We start from the raw sequence: 17,340 nt of genomic DNA, 5'->3' as shown, positions 1-17,340 counted from the left end.
TAATACCTCAATTTCATCATTATTCTCCTGCTACGCTTTTCTTATGGAAAAAAAAACAGGAAGACTGTCGATGAAGAAAATCGCCATTATCGGCTCCGGCCCTACAGGGATTTACACCTTTCATTCTCTTCTTAAGAACGCGTCGCCGCTCTCTGTCTCCGTTTTTGAACAGGCAGACGAAGCTGGCGTGGGAATGCCCTACAACGACGACGATAACTCTCGCCTGATGCTGGCCAACATTGCCAGCATTGAGATCCCGCCCCTTTTTATGACCTACCTCGACTGGCTTAAGCGCCAGAGTGAAGCCCATCTGGCGCGCTTTAAGGTTGATAAAGCCACCTTGCATGACAGACAGTTTTTGCCCCGTATTCTGCTGGGCGAGTATTTTCGCGACAGTTTCCAGACAATAGTCCAGGAAGCTAAGAGGCGGGGATTTCAGGTTGAGATCCACACGTCTGCCACCGTCACCGATGTTGCCCCGTCCTCCTCCGGCGTGACGCTTTCGGTCAATGACACGCCGTTTCCGGAACGATTCGATCTCGCCGTGATCGCCACCGGGCATGTCTGGCCAGAAGAAGAGGAAGCCACGCGCGCGTATTTCCCAAGCCCGTGGTCAGGGTTGATGGATGCCCGCATCCGCCCCTGCCGCGTCGGTATTATGGGAACATCCTTAAGCGGGCTGGACGCGGCGATGGCCGTGGTCATGCAGCATGGTGAGTTTCGCGACGGCACGTTCCTCCTTGATAAAGGAAGTGAAGCGTTAAAAATTGTACTCATGTCCAGGACCGGGATTCTGCCAGAGGCCGATTTTTACTGTCCTATTCCGTACGAACCGCTGTCGGTATTAACCGAATCGGTACTCGAAGCCGAAATCGCCAAAGGATCAGACGGTCTGCTTGACCGCATTTTCGCCCTGATGGTGAAAGAGCTTGAACTCGCCGACCCGGCCTGGTGTGAGAAAATATCGCTGCGCATGCAGACGGCGGACAGCCTTCGCGAAGCGTGGTTTGAGGATCGAAAACAGCACGGTCCGTTTACCTGGGCTGAAGAGAACCTGATTGAAGTCGAGCGGAACAAACGTGACCGGCGCACGGTGGCCTGGCGCTACACCGTGCTTCGGCTGCATGAAGTGGTTCAGGAGATGGTTCCTCATCTTACCGAAAAGGACGCTGAACGCTTTAAAAACGGGCTGGCACGCGTCTTTATCGACAACTATGCCGCCATTCCCCCGCAGTCGATTCGCAGGCTTCTCGCGCTTCGTGAGGCCGGCATCATTAGTGTTGTGGCGCTGGGTGATGATTACACGCTGGATATTGGCAGCGCGCAGACGGTGATCGCCACTAAAGAGACGACCTACCGTTTCGACGTCTTTATTGATGCCCGCGGGCAAAAGCCGCTTAAAACAAAAGATCTGCCCTTCCCTACGCTGCGCAAGCAGCTACAGGCGACGGGCGATGAGATCCCGGATATTGGCGAGGATTACACGTTAAAAGCGCCGGAAACGCTTCGCGGACGCATTGCATTTGGCGCAATCCCGTGGCTGATGCACGATCACCCTTTTGTTCAGGGACTGGCGGAATGTGCAGAGATAGCAGAGGCGATGGCAAAAGCCGCAGAGAAAACCGCGTCGGGTTCAAGAAGGAAATTACCGTACAGTGATGACTGACAGGGCATCCGTGCCCTGCAACGCGGGATTACTCGAAGTAAACCTGCGGGTTATCGGATAAAGAGACGAAGGTTTTCGTCTCTTTATCCAGTGCAAGGATTTTGCCGCTTTCAATGTCATACACCCAGCCGTGAAGACGGATGGCGTTATTGCGCAGGCCCACCGCCACTGACGGGTGAGTCTTAATGTTGCTCAGCTGCGCAAACACGTTTTCCTGCACCATCGCATTCACTTTATCGATTGGCTTATCCCAGCTTTTCTTCTCAACCACCGCTTTTGCCGCATCGGAATAGCGTAACCAGTGAGAAACCGCCGGCATAGGTTCGAGGTCCGCATTGTCGGCAATGGCTTTCATCGCCCCACAGTTGGAGTGGCCGCAGATAACAATATCGGTCACGCCCAGCGCAACAACCGCGTATTCAATCGTTGCGGAGACACCGCCTGGCTCAGGGCCGAACGGTGGCACGATGTTGCCAGCATTACGAATGACAAAGAGTTGTCCTGGCTCTTGCTGAGTGACCAGTTCTGGGACCAGACGGCTGTCGGAGCATGAGATGAACAGCGCTTTGGGATTCTGGCTGGACGCTAAACTGCGGAAGAGCTCTTTACGTTGCGGGAAAATCTCTTTTTGAAAGCTGAGAAAACCTTCAATGATATGTTGCATAGCAATTTCTCTTTTATCTGTTTTAGTTTAGGTATGATCGGGATCACACAAGTAAAGTTTACCCACCGGACTTTACTTCAGACAAGCAATATATTTCTGGCCCGACCGCTGCACAATCTCATCCGCATTCGCCAGGATATTTTGCCCTTCAAAAGCGCCGTACAGGCGAGCGAATTTTTTCCCCACCAGCCGCCCGGTCACGTCTTCGACGCTGCGGGCGGGCAACGGCAGCATATTCGGATAGCTCCACATAAACGAGACGGCATCTTTGCCCGGCGTGACCTGTAGAATATCACCTGCCAGTAAGACACCATCACCCTCCTGCCAGTGCAGCACCGTTCCGCCAGCGAAATGTCCTCCGAGGCGTAATAACGTTACCGCGGGGAAAATGTCCAGCGTATCGCCCTGCCAGAAGTGGAGCATCGGGCTGTCGCGCATAACCCACTCGCGATCGTTCGCGTGCAGGTAAACCGGCGCATCGAAAGCCCCGGCCCACTCCTGCATTGTGGTGTAGTAGTGAGGATGTGAAATCGCGATCGCGCTGATGCCGCCGAGCGCCGTGATGATGGTTCTGGTTGCCGGGTCGAGATTCGCAATGCAATCCCAAAGGATATTGCCGTGGGGGGTACGCAGAAGCAGCACGCGCTGGTTGATGGCAAAAGCGGGCACCGTTTTGATACTGAGCAGCTGCGGCTCAAGCTGCTGCCATTTATTGCTGTGTGTGGCCGTCACCGTCGCAAAATCACTCCACGCCTGGCCGCTGGCCGGAACATACTGGCGTTCATCCTCGCACACAGGGCATCGCGCCGGCGTTGCGTCATAAGAGGTACCGCAGGTTTTACACAGTGTAATCATGAGCTCTCCTCAGCGATAAAGCACTGAGTATGGCAGGGATTATCGTTATGTGCTGCGCGGTACATTGCCGGCTCTTTTTGCCCTATACTGTGCCAGTATCAAAAACCGAACAAAGCAGGTGCCATATGGAAATTGATCTCGAAAACTTGGTCTTTAACGGGCTGGATGAAGCTGAAGAGCGTAACGCGGAACGTCTCGACGACGCTGATAAAAAAGCGCAGTCGATTATCGCCGATGACGACTGCGGTGATGCCTGCAAGATCTGATGATAAAGCACCGGAAAACCCGGTGCTTTTTTATATTATTTCTTCAGCCCGTCAATCGCCGCCTGCGCGCACGCTTCATCCAGATGACCACCCGGCGCACCGCCGATCCCTATTGCGCCGATCACCTCATCCCCCTCTTTCACCGGCAGACCACCGGCCAGCAGCAGGAAGCCCGGAATATCACGCATGTTTTGTGCGCCGGCATTGCTCTGCGCGGCGTCCATAACCTTGCCTGACGCATTTTTTGCACTCAGCGCGGTATAGGCTTTCATTTCGCTGGCTTTTACCGTGTGTGGCCCGGCATTGTCTGTACGCTGCACCGCTTTGACCACACCGGCGCGGTCCACCACGGTGACCGTCACCTGGTAGTTTTTCGCTACGCAGGCCTGAATGGCGGAGGTCGCCAGCGCGTTGGCCTGCGCCAGGGAGAGATTTTTCTGGTTCAATGCGTCGGCCTGTGCCGTCAGGCTTACGCTACCGGCGACAAGCGCGGCTGCCATCATTACTTTTTTCATCGCATGTCCTCGAATGATTGAATACCGTTCGATCGTACTCAGACGCGCGATGAAGCGTAATTCGGTTGATTACGCAATTATCCTGGTAGTTATACGGATTGTAATTTGTCGTAATCGCGGATTGCCTGCACCAGGCTGGTCACGCCAAGCTTGGCGAACGCCGCGGCCCGGTGCGCTTCAACCGTTCTGGGCGAGAGGTTCAACTGCAGGGCCACCTCTTTATTGCTGCGTCCTTCCATCAGCACCGCCAGCACCTCGTGCTCACGTGCCGTCAGTTGTTCGAAACGCGCTTTAATCCGCGACGTTTCCTGCCAGCGGGTCAGTCGTCTCTGGCTCTCTTCGAAGGCGAGCCCCACCGTTTCAATGAGCTTATCGGCATCCAGCGGCTTGGTGAAAAACTCAAAGACGCCATTGCGAAAGGCGCGGCGGCAGGCATCAACGGTACCGTGTCCGGTCATGACGATAACCGGCAGCAGCGGCCAGGGCCATTTGCCCTCCTCCAGCCAGGTCAGCCCGCCTTTTCCCGGCATGCGCATATCCAGCAGCAGACAGCCGACGAGCGCCGCGCGCCCACCGTGCGCTGAAGTAAACGCGTCCACGCTTTCAAACCCATTGACCTGCCAGCCCATTCCCGAGAGTAAGAAGGCCAGCGACTCACGGATGGATTCATCGTCATCAATCAGCCAGACTGTGTTATCCACGCGTATTTAACTCTCCACTCGCCAGTTGTAACCGGACCTGCGCCCCGCCCTGGGGCGCATTGCCCAGCGTGATTGATCCATTCATGCGCGTCATCAACGACTCCGTTAACGTCATTCCCAGCCCAATTCCTTCCGTCCGTCCGCTGTAAAACGGCATAAAGGCGTTCTGCAAGGCCTCCGGGCTAAAGCCAGGTCCGCCATCGGTGAGGGTGATATAAATCCAGTTTTCCCGTTTCTCGCTGGTTATTTTCACCCACCCTTGCGCGCACTCTTGCTGGGCCTGAATGGCATTACTGAGCAGATTATGCAGCACCTGTTCAAGCCAGAGTCGGTCTGCCAGAACCCGCGTGGCACCTGCCGCGAACGCATGGCTTACCGCGATATGCTCAGAGCGGCGTTCATGTTCAAGGAGATCGACCACCTGCTGCCAGCACGGTTTCAGGTCGATGTCGCGCAAGGTGACTTTTTCCTGAACCACATGTTCGCGAAAGCGGGTTAAGAGCGCGCTGATACGCTGGGTTTGTACCAGCGCGGCAGCCAGCGCCTGCGATACGGCCTGCGGATTCGCCTGCTGTTGCTGACGCTGAGCACCCTGGATCCAGGTCTGAACGGCAGTCAGCGGCTGGTTAATCTCATGCACGATCCCAGCGGTGATCTCTCCCAGGGTGTTGAGCCTTGCATGCTGGTAATAGTGTGCGCGCTGTTCGGCGTGCTGGCGCTGCCGCCGTTGCCAGAGCAGCAGGCTGGCCGCGGCGATAAGCACTGCCCAGCCGAAGAACAGGAACGGATATACCCACCAGGAGACGGCCAGCCAGTGCGGCTTTGCCGTGGCCATAAGGGTAAAAGGTTGTGTGGGTTGCGTGAAGGTCCGCTGCCAGTGCCAGAAAGCCCCGGCAGGGGGCGCGTTATCTGCGTCATTGAAGCGAATGGCAAGTGCGTCAAAGGTATGTTGGGTGCGGAGCAGCGGCGCAAGATCGATAAGTACGCGGATCTGACGCCAGGGGTTATACAGCCAGTACTGACAATCGCGGGTCGATTCCACACGGGCGGCGTTCAGCGCACGGCCTGAGGTTTTCTCAAGGGCGAGGATGTGCGGGAATTTTTTGCGCAGGGCCGCGAGGTCTTCCTCGCCGTTGAGTAACGGCAAAACAGATTCATTTTGCGTCAGTACGGCGCTAAGGGTGGAATAGCGTGTCGAAAACTCACGATCGCGTTCCCAGAACTGGCGGCGGATCTGTTCGGCATAGAGCAAAACGCCGCTGATGAGGCACACCAGCAGCCAGACAATAACCGTGCGCCTGAAAAGAGTGTTATTCATTCCGTTAACGGGTCAGGAGATTCATCCTGCCGACATTAGCAGTTAACCGTTGTCAGAACAAAATTTCGCACAGTTCATTCCAGTACATTTCGCGCGTGCGGCGCAGTTCAGCGTGACGTTTTATCATGGAACCACTCCGGATCAATGTTGGCAACGTCCACGCCATACAGGCTGGCGACAGGCAGTACGGACTCAAGAACACGTTGCGCGCTGTTCTCCGCATTCGCTGGTCGGGTCGCAAAAAACCGCCGTAACGTGTTTATCCACTTTTTCATCGTCTTTCCCCCTTTCGCTTCACTTGCCCTAAGTTAAACACCCAACACCCGCACAGGGGAAATACCAAAATCCACTGTCGATGTGCAGGATTTGCAAATAGCCCTCCATTCTTTTACTCGCCATTAACACCTTGTTCACTAATGCTTTTTTGCTTATAGCAAAGAACGATTTCTTATTTGGCGAGAGCTTTCGCTTATGGGAGCGTAACGGGGTAAAACAAAAACAACGGGATGAACAATCACTATGGCAGCAAACACGAAAGGGTTTAAAAAAAGGACACTGGTGCTGGGCTTACTGGCGGCAGGCGGTCTGTTCTCAATGCAGGTGCAGGCCGATCAACTGGCGGATATTAAAGCCGCAGGCGTGGTCAAAGTTGCCACCTTTGATGCCAATCCGCCGTTTGGCTCCATCGATGCAAAGACCCATGAGATTATCGGCTACGACGTCGATTTCGCCAGAGCGCTTGCCAGTGCACTTGGCGTGAAGCTTGAACTGGTCGCCACCAACCCGGCTAACCGCATTCCCCTCCTGCAGTCCGGTAAGGCAGATTTGATTGTGGCAGATATCACCATTACCCCGGAACGGGCGCAGGTGGTTGATTTCTCCCTTCCCTATTTCGTGACCGGCCAACAGTTCCTGGTACCGGTAAAAGCTGCCGATACGCTTGATGCCTATAGCCGGGCGCGCATTGGCGCGGTAAAAGGCACAACGGGTGAACAGGCGCTGCACCAGCGTTTCCCGCACGCCCGCGTGCTCTCTTATGACGATATTCCGCTGGCGCTGACGGCCCTGCGCAACGGTAACGTGCAGGCTATCACTCAGGACAGTACGATTCTGGCCGGTCTGCTGGCGCAGGCGCCGGACAAGGCGAACTTCAAAATCCTGCCCGATCTGCTCAGCAAAGAAGAGATTGGCGTGGGGGTAAAAAAAGGCGAAACCGCACTGCTGAAAGCCGTCAACGACGAGCTTGTTAACCTTGAGAAGAACGGTCAGGCGGCAAAAATCTATGACGTCTGGTTCGGTCCGGATACCCCATCCCCACAGCCTCGTGCCTTTAAAATAGAAGCTCAGTAATATGCTCTCAGCGCTTTTTTCACACTCCGCGGCCGGTGCCGCGGATTTTTCACATCTGGAACACGCCAGCGTCGAGTTTCGCGATGTGCAGAAACATTACGGTAACCATCAGGTCTTAAAGGGCATTAACCTCACCATCACGCCAGGTGAAGTGGTGGCCATTCTCGGGCCTTCGGGTTCCGGTAAATCCACCCTGATCCGGCTTATCAATCAGCTTGAAACCCTGAGCGGTGGCGAGATCCTGATCGATAACAAGCCCACCGGACGGCTCTCCGGTACCGCGCTGCGTCAGTTGCGCAGCCGCGTCGGGTTTGTGTTTCAGCAGTTCAATCTTTACGCCCACCTCACCGCCAGTCAAAACATCACGCTGGCGCTGGAGCATGTTCACGGCTGGAAGGCCCAGCCAGCTCAGGCGCGGGCGCTGGCACTGCTGGAAAAAGTGGGGATGCTGGAAAAAGCACACCATTTCCCTGCCGAACTTTCCGGCGGTCAGCAACAGCGCGTGGCGATTGCCCGCGCGCTGGCCTCTTCACCGCAAATCATTCTGTTCGATGAGCCAACCTCCGCGCTTGACCCGGAGATGATTGGCGAAGTGCTGTTCGTGATGAAGGCGCTTGCGCACAGCGGGATCACCATGATTGTGGTGACGCATGAGATGCAATTTGCCCGGGAAATTGCCGACCGGATTGTGTTTATCGACGCCGGGCACGTTCTTGAAACCGCGCCACCGGAGCAATTTTTCAGGCAACCGTCGCACCCACGCGCTCAGCGATTCCTGCAAAAAGTCCTGAACCCGCTGCATCAGGAGCATCTCTAATGCCCGCACTTGACTGGCAGGGCGTGCTGACCGGACAGCCCCTGCAGTGGATCGTATCCGGATTTCTCACCACCCTGTGGGTGACGCTCGCGGGGATGCTGCTGGCAACCCTGCTCGCGCTGCTTTTTCTGCTTCTTCGCCTGACGGGTGGACGTGTCGGGAACGCGGTCGTCAGTAGCTGGGTGTCGCTGTTTCGCAATACGCCGCTGCTGGTGCAGCTGCTGTTCTGGTATTTTGCCGCCTGGAACGGGTTACCACAGGCGTTCCGGGATGCCGTGAATGCGGATCACCGCTGGTCCGTTTTGCCCGGTGACGTCTGGTGGTTTACCCCCGAGTTTTTATGCTCTGCATGGGGGTTAGGCGTATTCACCTCGGCTTTCTTGATTGAGGAAGTGGCATCGGGACTACGTTCAGTCCCTGCCGGGCAACGGGAAGCGGCGCTCGCACAAGGATTTTCCGCGTGGCGCTTGTTTCGTTACATCCTTCTGCCGCAAGGGCTGGCCAACGCCTGGCAACCCGTTGTCGGGCAGTATCTCAATCTGATGAAACTCTCATCGCTCGCCAGCGGCATTGGCTTTGCCGAACTGACCTATCAGGTGAGACAGATTGAAAGCTACAACGCCCATGCGCTGGAGGCGTTTACCGTCGGCACCGTCCTGTACCTGCTTACCGGTATGCTGATGGGGGCGGTGCTGGTGCGCCTCGGCCCAATCTCAGGGAGGGGAAACCATGCTTGCCGGACTTAATGTCATTACCGATAACCTGGATTACCTGCTCTGGGGACGTGCAGCAGTCGGTGAGCCTGGCGGGGTCTTGCTCTCGTTGCTGATGGCGCTGGGCGCGGCGGCTCTCGCCCTGCCCGGTGGAATTGCTCTCGCGTGCCTGGCCTGGCGTTTTACGGGGCTTGTGCGCAAGGCGCTCTTTGTATGGGCGGAGTTAATTCGCGGGATCCCGTTAATCTTTGTGATTTTCTGGATGTGGTATCTGCTGCCGCTCATCACCGGCGGCGATCTCCCGGGGGCGCTCACTGTCACGCTGGCCCTGGCCTGGTTTACCACGGCTTCGGTTATGCATTCAGTACTGGCCGGACTCAGCGCCTTACCGTCAGGGCAGTACGAGGCCGCCCTGTCTCAGGGTTTCAGTACCCGGCAAACGCTGTCGCGCGTGCTGCTGCCGCAGGCGCTGCGCAATATTCTGCCGTCACTGGTGGGGATTTTTATCAGCCTGCTGAAGGATACGTCGCTGGCGTTTATTGTGAATGTCCCTGAGCTCACCACGGTGGCCGGCCAGGTGAACAACCGGGTGCAAATTTACCCGGCGGCCATTTTTATCTTTACGGGTGTGGTCTATTACCTGCTCTGCTGCTCCCTTGAGCAGCTTGCGAAACGCTGGCGCTTCAACCGGCCAGCGCTTTGACCACGGTTTCCATCGCCTGGGTGGTTAACTCGCTACGTTTTACGCGCTGGTTCGCCAGCGCCGTACGCAGCACCCCCGCAATGACAATATGCTTCGGCTCCTGCCCCAAATCACGCATCTCCAGAACGACCTTCCCGACCACCCGACACATCTCCTGATACAGCGCTTCGTCTTTGGTCACATTACCCATCGTCATCACTCCATTGCCCTAAACTCTCAGCTTAAATGATTCATCGCCCGGATACAAAAAAGAAGCCCGGCGAGAGTCCCGCCGGGCTTCATTCGTAAAATCAATAAATTAGTTGTTTACCGGGATCACTGCGCCTTTGTATTTGGTGCGGATCCAGTCCTGAATCGCTTTGGAGTGCAGAACGTTCACCAGCGCGACGATATCTTTCTTCTTCTCGTCACCACGATGCACGGTAATGATGTTGGCATACGGGTTATTTTCACCACTCTCTACCGCAATCGGGTCATGTACAGGATCAAGGCCCGCATCAATCGCGTAGTTGGCGTTAATCACGACCGCGTCACCTTCGTCGTTGTTGTACATCTGTGGCAGCAGAGAGGCTTCCACGTTAGGTGTGAACTGCAGTTTTTTCGGGTTTTCCACGATATCGCTGATACGCGCGGTCACTTTGTCGATGCCCGGCTTCAGTTTGATCACCCCCTCTTTTTCGAAGATAGAGAGAATGCGGCCCTCTTCAGATACAGCATCACGCATGATGATTTTGCCGCCCTGCGGCAGATCTTTCAGGGATTTGTATTTTTTGGAGTAGATCCCGATTGGCTCGATGTGGATCGCGCCCGCGCTGACAAAATCATAATCCTTATCACCGGCGTGATCTTTCAGCACGCTGTTCAGGTAAGGAATATGCTGGAAATAGTTAGCGTCAATATCATGACCCGCCAGCGCGGTGTTGGGCAGAATGTAGTCCTGGAAAGGTTTGATCTCCAGATCGATACCCTGCTTCGCCAGGATAGGCTTCGCCTGCTCCAGAATTTCGGCGTGCGGCGTGTTGGATGCCCCCACGGTCAGGGTATCAGCCCAGGTGGCAAAGCTCAGGGCGCTCAGGGTTGCTACGGCGATCAGTGTCAGTGTTTTTTTCATGATGATGGTTCCTGTGTGTTATTAGAGATTATCGTTTATCTAACAGTGAGGTCAGGACGTCGCCGCAGAACTGGATAATGAAAACGATGATCAGAATGGTCACCGTCGCCACCAGCGTGACGTCGCCATGGTTGCGCTGGAATCCTTCCAGATATGCCAGATTTCCCAAACCGCCTGCGCCAATCACCCCCGCCATGGCGCTGTAACTCACCAGCGCAATCAGCGTTACCGTAATACCTGATACCAGTGCAGGTGATGACTCCGGCAGTAAAACCCGAAACACCAGGGTGCTCAGCCGTGCGCCCATTGAGCGCGTGGCTTCAATAACCCCCTTGTCCACTTCACGCAGGGCAATTTCGACCAGGCGTGCGTAGAACGGTGCCGCACCGACAATCAGAGCCGGCAGCGCCGCGTTGGCGCCAAGAATGGTGCCGACAAGGGTTTTCGTGAACGGGATCAACAGCACAATCAGAATGATGAACGGGATAGAACGAAACACGTTCACCACAATTGAAATCACGCTGTAGACCGTGCGGTTGTAGAACAACCCGCCGCGCGCGGTTAAAAACAGCGCCAGGCCAAGGATGATCCCAAGAACAAAGGTTGCCACGCCGGAAAGCGCAGTCATGTACAGCGTTTCCAGCGTCGCCGCCCAGAGTTGCTCCCACTTCAGATGAGGAAAAAGCGTCTCAGCCATGTTTAATTACCTCGCCTTCAATATCGCTGTGCTTCAGGTCGGCGAGGATATTGCTCAGTTGTTCATCCGATGCCACGACGTGTACCCAGAGTTGCCCAAATACGCCGTGGGCCGTTTGGGTCATTTTTCCGTGCAGAATGTTAAACGGCAGGCCGTAGCGCAGAGTCAGCTCGCCCACGATCGGCTTATGGGTGCTGTGGCCCGTAAAGGTCAACCTGATGACGCTACCTTCAAGGTCCGCTGCCAGCTCCGTATTAAACGTCTCTTCCTCGGCATACTGGCTCACCTGGCGGACGAACTGCTGAGTGATAGGCTGCTGCGGACGGGTAAAGACGCTCAGCACCTCCCCCTCTTCCACCACTTTGCCGTTCTCCATCACTGCCACGCGGTCGCAAATTTTGCGCACCACGTGCATCTCGTGCGTGATCAGCACAATGGTCAGCCTGAAGCGGCGGTTAATGTCCAGCAGCAGATCGAGGATCTGATCGGTGGTCTGGGGGTCGAGGGCTGACGTGGCTTCATCGCAAAGCAATACGTCGGGGTTATTGGCCAATGCACGCGCAATCCCCACACGCTGTTTTTGCCCGCCACTCAGCTGCGAGGGATAGGCGTTCTCGCGTCCCTTCAGCCCAACGAGATCGACCAGTTCAGCCACGCGGGCCTTAATGTTGGCTTTTGGCACACCGGCGATTTGCATTGAGAACGCGATATTCTCACTCACCGTGCGCGACCAAAGCAGATTGAAGTGCTGGAAGACCATGCTGATTTTCAGACGCGCCTGGCGCAGTGCTTCGCCCTTTGCGGCAGAAATGTCCTGTCCGTTGATGGTCACGCTGCCGCGAGTGGGTTTTTCCAGTCCATTCAGCAAACGAATAAGAGTACTTTTACCCGCGCCGCTGTAACCGATAATGCCGTATATCTGCCCCTGCTCTATCGTCAAATTGACGTTATCAACGGCAGTGAGTGCAACCTTCCCGTTGTCAAAAACCTTCGAAATATTGCTGAGTACAATCATTCTTATGTGTAATCCGTCCCGCGCATGGCGGTTTAGCAGTATGGATGTCCAAATGATAGTAAACAGGCGTTATCACCTTTTAAATGAACAAAAAGGAATTTGTTATAACTTGCAGGAATAAATAGCGGTTTTCGCGCCGGCAGGCATTTAGACCAATTTCAGAAATGATTATCTGGCATGTGCATATCAGCGGTTCATCACCTGATGAAAACGGTTAATTTTGCAGCATTTTTGACTGATATAGCCATCCTCACATCCAGAGCACTTTACGTCTTGCTATCCCTCCATCCAAAAACGGCATTTATATTCTTTTCTGTTCTAAAACGGAGTGAAGGATTCTTTAAGGGGTTAATTTCCCCGCCCTATCATCCTGTCATGACCTCCTGAAAGGAAAACACCATGACGATTTACCACTCCGTCACCGAACTGATTGGCCACACCCCGCTTATCCAGCTGCATAAGCTTGATACCGGTCTCTGCTCGTTGTTTCTGAAGCTGGAAAACCAGAACCCGGGCGGCTCGATTAAAGACCGCGTTGCACTGTCGATGATTAACGAAGCGGAGCGCAACGGTCAGCTGCAGCCAGGCGGTACCATCATTGAGGCGACGGCGGGAAATACCGGTCTTGGCCTGGCCTTGATCGCCGCGCAGAAGGGCTATTCACTGATCCTGGTGGTGCCAGACAAAATGAGCCGCGAGAAAATTTTCCACCTGCGGGCACTGGGCGCTCAGGTGGTACTGACCCGCTCCGATGTCAATAAGGGCCACCCTGCCTACTATCAGGATTACGCGCAACGTCTGGCGAATGAACTGCCGGGGGCGTATTACATCGATCAGTTTAATAACGAAGCCAACCCGCTGGCGCACCGCACTACCACCGCGCCTGAACTGTATGAACAGCTTGACGGTAAGATTGACGCCATCGTCGTCGGCGTGGGGTCTGGCGGGACGCTGGGTGGGCTACAGGCGTGGTTCGCTGAGCACTCACCGCAGACTGAATTTGTGCTGGCCGACCCGGCCGGTTCGGTCCTGGCCGATCAGGTAGAAACGGGACGCTATCAGGATGCGGGCTCGTGGCTGGTTGAGGGGATTGGTGAAGACTTTATTCCTCCGCTGGCACACATCGAAGGGGTGAATCGAGCCTGGCGCATCACCGATCGCGAGGCTTTCACCACCGCCCGCGAGCTGCTGAAAACGGAAGGCATCCTGGCAGGCTCCTCCAGCGGCACCCTGCTGGCGGCTGCGCTGAAATATTGCCAGGCACAGACCACCCCGAAACGGGTTGTGACCTTCGCCTGCGACAGTGGCAACAAATATCTCTCAAAGATGTTCAACGATGACTGGATGCGCCAGCAGGGTTTGATCTCCCGGCCGCAGGCTGGCGATCTCTCCGACTACATCGCCCTGCGCCACGATGAAGGCGCAACCGTCACCGCCGCGCCGGATGACACCCTCTCCACCGTACTGGCGCGGATGCGTTTGTATGACATCTCCCAGCTGCCGGTCCTGGAGAACGGCCAGGTCGTGGGCATCATCGACGAGTGGGATCTTCTGCGCCATATCGGTGGCGATGGCGACCGCTTCTCGCTTCCCGTGACCGCGGCAATGACCCGTCAGGTGGAGTTCCTCGATAAAAACGCCCCGGAAAGCGCCCTGAACGCCATTTTCGATCGCGGTCTGGTGGCGGTCATTAATGACAATGACCGCTTCCTGGGCCTGATTACGCGCAGCGATGTTCTTACCGCCTGGCGCAACCGTCTTCAGCAATAAAGGAATACATGATGAAAAATCTGGCAACCCTGAGCGTACACAGCGGTGAGTTTAACGATCGGCATGGCGCGGTCATGCCCCCGATTTACGCCACCTCCACGTTTGCGCAACCGTCACCCGGCGAGCACACCGGCTATGAATATTCGCGCAGCGGCAACCCGACCCGCCATGCGCTGGAAACCGCCATCGCCGAACTGGAAGGCGGGACCCGCGGCTATGCCTTCGCTTCCGGCCTCGCCGCCATCTCTACCGTGCTTGAACTGCTGGACAAAGACAGCCATATCGTCGCCATTGACGATGTCTACGGCGGGACCTGGCGCCTGATTGAAAATGTGCGCAAACGTAGCACCGGCCTGCAGGTGAGCTGGGTCAAGCCGGACGATTTGGCCGGTCTTGAAGCCGCCATCCGGCCGGATACGCGAATGGTATGGGTTGAAACGCCAACCAATCCGTTGCTTAAACTGGCGGATCTGGCGGCTATCGCCGACATCGCCCGTCGTCATCACGTCATCAGCGTGGCCGATAATACCTTCGCATCGCCCGTCATCCATCGTCCGCTGGAAACGGGTTTCGACATCGTCGTGCACTCTGCCACCAAATACCTGAATGGTCACTCGGACGTGGTCGCCGGACTGGCAGTTGTGGGGGATAACGCCGCGCTGGCGGACAAGCTTGCCTACCTGCAGAACGCGGTCGGCGGTGTACTGGATCCGTTTAGCAGTTTCCTGACGCTGCGCGGTATTCGTACGCTGTCGCTGCGGGTAGAAAAGCACAGCACCAACGCGCTGGCCATTGCGCAATGGCTGGAGCAACAGCCCCAGGTCGAAAAGGTATTTTATCCGGGGCTGGAATCACACCCGCAATATTCGCTTGCTCGCACGCAGATGGCGCTGCCGGGCGGCATGATTTCTCTGGTGGTGAAAGGCGATGCGCAACGGGCCACAGAGGTGATCCGCTCACTGAAATTATTCACCCTCGCCGAAAGCCTGGGTGGCGTGGAAAGTCTGGTCAGCCAGCCTTACAGCATGACTCACGCTTCGATTCCGCTTGAACAGCGGCTGGCCAACGGCATCGTACCGCAGCTGATTCGTCTGTCCGTGGGCATTGAAGATGCCAAAGACCTGATTGCCGACCTCAGCCAGGCGCTGAAAAACTAAGCAAAACGCGGCAGGTCACGCACCTGCCGCGATAAGATGTCATCTAACCTTAACGCCTTGATAACAATCTCATGTGGATCTGCACAGATTATTTTTGAAACGCTGTTTTCATTTTCCTTTTATCTTAAAATCAGCGTATAATGCGCGCCTAATCCCTAGTGAATGGTTTCAGCGCTTGGAATACAAAAAACAACGTACAACTACTCCTCTCCTTCGTTGGGCTGTCACTCAGGCACACTTTCTTCTGCACGCTCATTTGATGTCTCCTATCCTTAGTGCGTGTCATATACTCTTTTGCAACACAGGTTTGACTCCGCGGCGGTGCGCCCCCGGAGCGAGATTTCCATATCCTTCCCAACTTAAAGACTAAGACTGTCATGAAAAAGACGAAAATTGTTTGTACTATCGGCCCGAAAACCGAATCTGAAGAGATGCTGAGCAAAATGCTGGACGCCGGCATGAACGTTATGCGTCTGAACTTCTCCCACGGTGACTATGCTGAACACGGTCAGCGTATTCAGAACTTGCGCAACGTGATGAGCAAGACCGGTAAAAAAGCAGCCATCCTGCTGGATACCAAAGGTCCAGAAATCCGCACCATCAAACTGGAAGGCGGTAACGACGTCTCTCTGAAAGCGGGCCAGACCTTCACCTTCACCACTGACAAGACTGTTGTCGGTAACAACGAAATCGTTGCGGTCACCTATGAAGGTTTCACCAGCGACCTGTCCGTTGGCAACACCGTGCTGGTAGACGATGGCCTGATCGGCATGGAAGTGACCGCCATCGAAGGTAACAAGGTTATCTGTAAAGTGCTGAACAACGGCGACCTGGGTGAAAACAAAGGCGTTAACCTGCCAGGCGTTTCCATTGCGCTGCCAGCCCTGGCTGAAAAAGACAAACAAGACCTGATCTTCGGTTGCGAGCAAGGCGTCGACTTCGTTGCGGCATCCTTCATCCGTAAACGTTCCGACGTGGTTGAAATCCGTGAGCACCTGAAAGCGCACGGCGGCGAGAAGATCCAGATCATCTCCAAAATCGAAAACCAGGAAGGGCTGAACAACTTCGACGAAATCCTCGAAGCATCAGACGGCATCATGGTTGCACGTGGTGACCTGGGTGTTGAAATCCCGGTTGAAGAAGTTATCTTCGCGCAGAAGATGATGATCGAGAAGTGTGTTCGCGCGCGTAAAGTGGTTATCACCGCAACGCAGATGCTGGACTCCATGATCAAAAACCCACGCCCAACCCGCGCAGAAGCTGGTGACGTGGCTAACGCCATCCTCGACGGTACCGATGCAGTCATGCTGTCCGGCGAATCCGCGAAAGGTAAATACCCGCTGGAAGCCGTTGGCATCATGGCGACCATTTGCGAACGTACTGACCGCGTGATGACCAGCCGTCTGGACTTCAACAACGACAGCCGCAAACTGCGTATTACCGAAGCAGTCTGCCGCGGTGCGGTAGAAACCGCTGAGAAACTGGAAGCGCCTCTGATTGTGGTTGCCACCCAGGGCGGTAAATCTGCTCGCGCAGTCCGTAAATACTTCCCGGACGCGACGATCCTGGCGCTGACCACCAACGAAACCACTGCCCGTCAGCTGGTGCTGAGCAAAGGCGTGGTTGCGCATCTGGTGAAAGAAATCGCGTCTACCGACGATTTCTACATTCAGGGTAAAGCGCTGGCGCTGGAAAGCGGCCTGGCACAGAAAGGCGACGTTGTGGTCATGGTTTCTGGTGCGCTGGTACCAAGCGGAACCACCAACACAGCATCTGTTCACGTGCTGTAATAATTCCCGAACGAATTAATTTTCATAAAAAGCGTCCTCCGGGACGCTTTTTTTATTTCATGCATTAGCCAAAGTCATTCAAAAAGCAAATCGGGTTTCTCTATTTAATTGCGAATTATCTAAGATGAATCCGATGAAAAATGCCTTTTTTTACAGAGCTTTTTGCCAAAAAAGGGCCGATTCGATGCTTCTTTGAGCGAACGATCAAAAATAGGCGTATTCCCATCAAAAA

Annotated in this window: 20 protein-coding genes; 10 read left to right on the top strand and 10 right to left on the bottom strand. The window is 55.2% G+C overall.

The window, feature by feature from the left end:
- Nucleotides 1-70 precede the first annotated feature (70 nt).
- A complete protein-coding gene (locus tag BH714_RS05760) occupies nucleotides 71-1,666 on the top strand; it encodes an FAD-NAD(P)-binding protein (RefSeq protein WP_040017301.1) in 1,596 nt (531 codons plus the stop codon).
- 28 nt (nucleotides 1,667-1,694) lie between these two features.
- Here the strand turns inward: BH714_RS05760 and BH714_RS05755 are convergent, their stop codons facing one another.
- Together BH714_RS05755 and BH714_RS05750 are read right to left on the bottom strand one after the other, a co-directional pair.
- On the bottom strand, nucleotides 1,695-2,330 hold the full coding sequence (locus BH714_RS05755; protein WP_040017300.1) for a carbonic anhydrase: 636 nt from the start codon (nucleotides 2,328-2,330) through the stop codon (nucleotides 1,695-1,697).
- A gap of 72 nt (nucleotides 2,331-2,402) precedes the next feature.
- Nucleotides 2,403-3,185, bottom strand: coding sequence for an MBL fold metallo-hydrolase (locus BH714_RS05750; protein ID WP_040017299.1), 783 nt, complete (start codon nucleotides 3,183-3,185; stop codon nucleotides 2,403-2,405).
- Nucleotides 3,186-3,310: 125 nt separating this feature from the next.
- Between BH714_RS05750 and BH714_RS24015 the strand changes: the two genes are divergently transcribed.
- A complete protein-coding gene (locus BH714_RS24015; RefSeq protein WP_020884349.1) occupies nucleotides 3,311-3,451 on the top strand; it encodes a hypothetical protein in 141 nt (46 codons plus the stop codon).
- 35 nt (nucleotides 3,452-3,486) lie between these two features.
- Here BH714_RS24015 and BH714_RS05740 read toward each other — a convergent pair whose 3' ends face one another.
- The 4 genes from BH714_RS05740 to BH714_RS24180 form a co-directional block, all read right to left on the bottom strand.
- Entirely contained in the window at nucleotides 3,487-3,966 is a 480-nt protein-coding gene (locus tag BH714_RS05740) for a GlcG/HbpS family heme-binding protein (protein WP_032681169.1), read from the bottom strand.
- An 89-nt stretch (nucleotides 3,967-4,055) separates the two neighbouring features.
- Complete coding sequence (locus BH714_RS05735) at nucleotides 4,056-4,667, bottom strand: response regulator transcription factor (RefSeq protein WP_014169758.1); 612 nt, start codon at nucleotides 4,665-4,667, stop codon at nucleotides 4,056-4,058.
- Nucleotides 4,660-5,985, bottom strand: a complete 1,326-nt coding sequence (locus BH714_RS05730) for a sensor histidine kinase (RefSeq protein ID WP_040017297.1) — start codon at nucleotides 5,983-5,985, stop codon at nucleotides 4,660-4,662. The genes BH714_RS05735 and BH714_RS05730 overlap by 8 nt, the downstream gene beginning before the upstream one ends.
- Before the next feature lie 107 nt (nucleotides 5,986-6,092).
- On the bottom strand, nucleotides 6,093-6,260 hold the full coding sequence (locus BH714_RS24180; RefSeq protein ID WP_014169756.1) for a hypothetical protein: 168 nt from the start codon (nucleotides 6,258-6,260) through the stop codon (nucleotides 6,093-6,095).
- Between the two features lie 244 nt (nucleotides 6,261-6,504).
- On the opposite strand from BH714_RS24180, the gene BH714_RS05720 reads away from it, so the two are divergent.
- The 4 genes from BH714_RS05720 to BH714_RS05705 are packed head-to-tail and all read left to right on the top strand — an operon-like array spanning nucleotide 6,505 to nucleotide 9,568.
- Nucleotides 6,505-7,335, top strand: a complete 831-nt coding sequence (locus tag BH714_RS05720; protein WP_040017296.1) for an ABC transporter substrate-binding protein — start codon at nucleotides 6,505-6,507, stop codon at nucleotides 7,333-7,335.
- Nucleotide 7,336: 1 nt separating this feature from the next.
- Nucleotides 7,337-8,152 (top strand): amino acid ABC transporter ATP-binding protein, encoded by an 816-nt coding sequence (locus BH714_RS05715; protein WP_014169754.1) that lies wholly within the window; start codon nucleotides 7,337-7,339, stop codon nucleotides 8,150-8,152.
- Complete coding sequence (locus BH714_RS05710) at nucleotides 8,152-8,898, top strand: amino acid ABC transporter permease (RefSeq protein ID WP_040017295.1); 747 nt, start codon at nucleotides 8,152-8,154, stop codon at nucleotides 8,896-8,898. Before BH714_RS05715 ends, BH714_RS05710 begins: the two co-directional genes overlap by 1 nt.
- Nucleotides 8,882-9,568, top strand: coding sequence for an amino acid ABC transporter permease (locus BH714_RS05705; RefSeq protein ID WP_040017293.1), 687 nt, complete (start codon nucleotides 8,882-8,884; stop codon nucleotides 9,566-9,568). The genes BH714_RS05710 and BH714_RS05705 overlap by 17 nt, the downstream gene beginning before the upstream one ends.
- Here the strand turns inward: BH714_RS05705 and fumD are convergent.
- From fumD to BH714_RS05685, 4 genes are all read right to left on the bottom strand, one after another.
- Nucleotides 9,549-9,758: a fumarate hydratase FumD gene (gene fumD, locus BH714_RS05700; RefSeq protein ID WP_014831602.1), complete on the bottom strand. Its 210-nt coding sequence runs from the start codon at nucleotides 9,756-9,758 to the stop codon at nucleotides 9,549-9,551. The two genes, BH714_RS05705 and fumD, sit on opposite strands and share 20 nt — an antisense overlap.
- Before the next feature lie 108 nt (nucleotides 9,759-9,866).
- The gene (locus tag BH714_RS05695) at nucleotides 9,867-10,679 is read right to left on the bottom strand and encodes a MetQ/NlpA family ABC transporter substrate-binding protein (protein ID WP_040017291.1); all 813 of its coding nucleotides are present in this window, start codon (nucleotides 10,677-10,679) and stop codon (nucleotides 9,867-9,869) included.
- Between the two features lie 28 nt (nucleotides 10,680-10,707).
- Nucleotides 10,708-11,376: a methionine ABC transporter permease gene (locus tag BH714_RS05690; RefSeq protein WP_040017290.1), complete on the bottom strand. Its 669-nt coding sequence runs from the start codon at nucleotides 11,374-11,376 to the stop codon at nucleotides 10,708-10,710.
- Nucleotides 11,369-12,391, bottom strand: a complete 1,023-nt coding sequence (locus BH714_RS05685) for a methionine ABC transporter ATP-binding protein (RefSeq protein WP_020884357.1) — start codon at nucleotides 12,389-12,391, stop codon at nucleotides 11,369-11,371. The genes BH714_RS05690 and BH714_RS05685 overlap by 8 nt, the downstream gene beginning before the upstream one ends.
- A 399-nt stretch (nucleotides 12,392-12,790) precedes the next feature.
- Between BH714_RS05685 and BH714_RS05680 the strand changes: the two genes are divergently transcribed.
- The 4 genes from BH714_RS05680 to pykF all read left to right on the top strand — a co-directional run bounded on the left by BH714_RS05680 (nucleotide 12,791) and on the right by pykF (nucleotide 17,108).
- Complete coding sequence (locus BH714_RS05680; protein WP_014169746.1) at nucleotides 12,791-14,161, top strand: pyridoxal-phosphate dependent enzyme; 1,371 nt, start codon at nucleotides 12,791-12,793, stop codon at nucleotides 14,159-14,161.
- Nucleotides 14,162-14,172: 11 nt separating this feature from the next.
- A complete protein-coding gene (locus tag BH714_RS05675) occupies nucleotides 14,173-15,318 on the top strand; it encodes a trans-sulfuration enzyme family protein (RefSeq protein WP_040017288.1) in 1,146 nt (381 codons plus the stop codon).
- A 73-nt stretch (nucleotides 15,319-15,391) separates the two neighbouring features.
- Nucleotides 15,392-15,688 (top strand): protein YnhH, encoded by a 297-nt coding sequence (gene ynhH / locus BH714_RS24455; RefSeq protein ID WP_418251696.1) that lies wholly within the window; start codon nucleotides 15,392-15,394, stop codon nucleotides 15,686-15,688.
- 7 nt (nucleotides 15,689-15,695) lie between these two features.
- Nucleotides 15,696-17,108, top strand: a complete 1,413-nt coding sequence (gene pykF, locus BH714_RS05670) for a pyruvate kinase PykF (protein ID WP_014169744.1) — start codon at nucleotides 15,696-15,698, stop codon at nucleotides 17,106-17,108.
- Nucleotides 17,109-17,340 lie beyond the last annotated feature (232 nt).

The organism is Enterobacter ludwigii, from assembly GCF_001750725.1.
Lineage (GTDB): Bacteria > Pseudomonadota > Gammaproteobacteria > Enterobacterales > Enterobacteriaceae > Enterobacter > Enterobacter ludwigii.
This window is presented reverse-complemented; position numbering and strand designations above follow the sequence as displayed.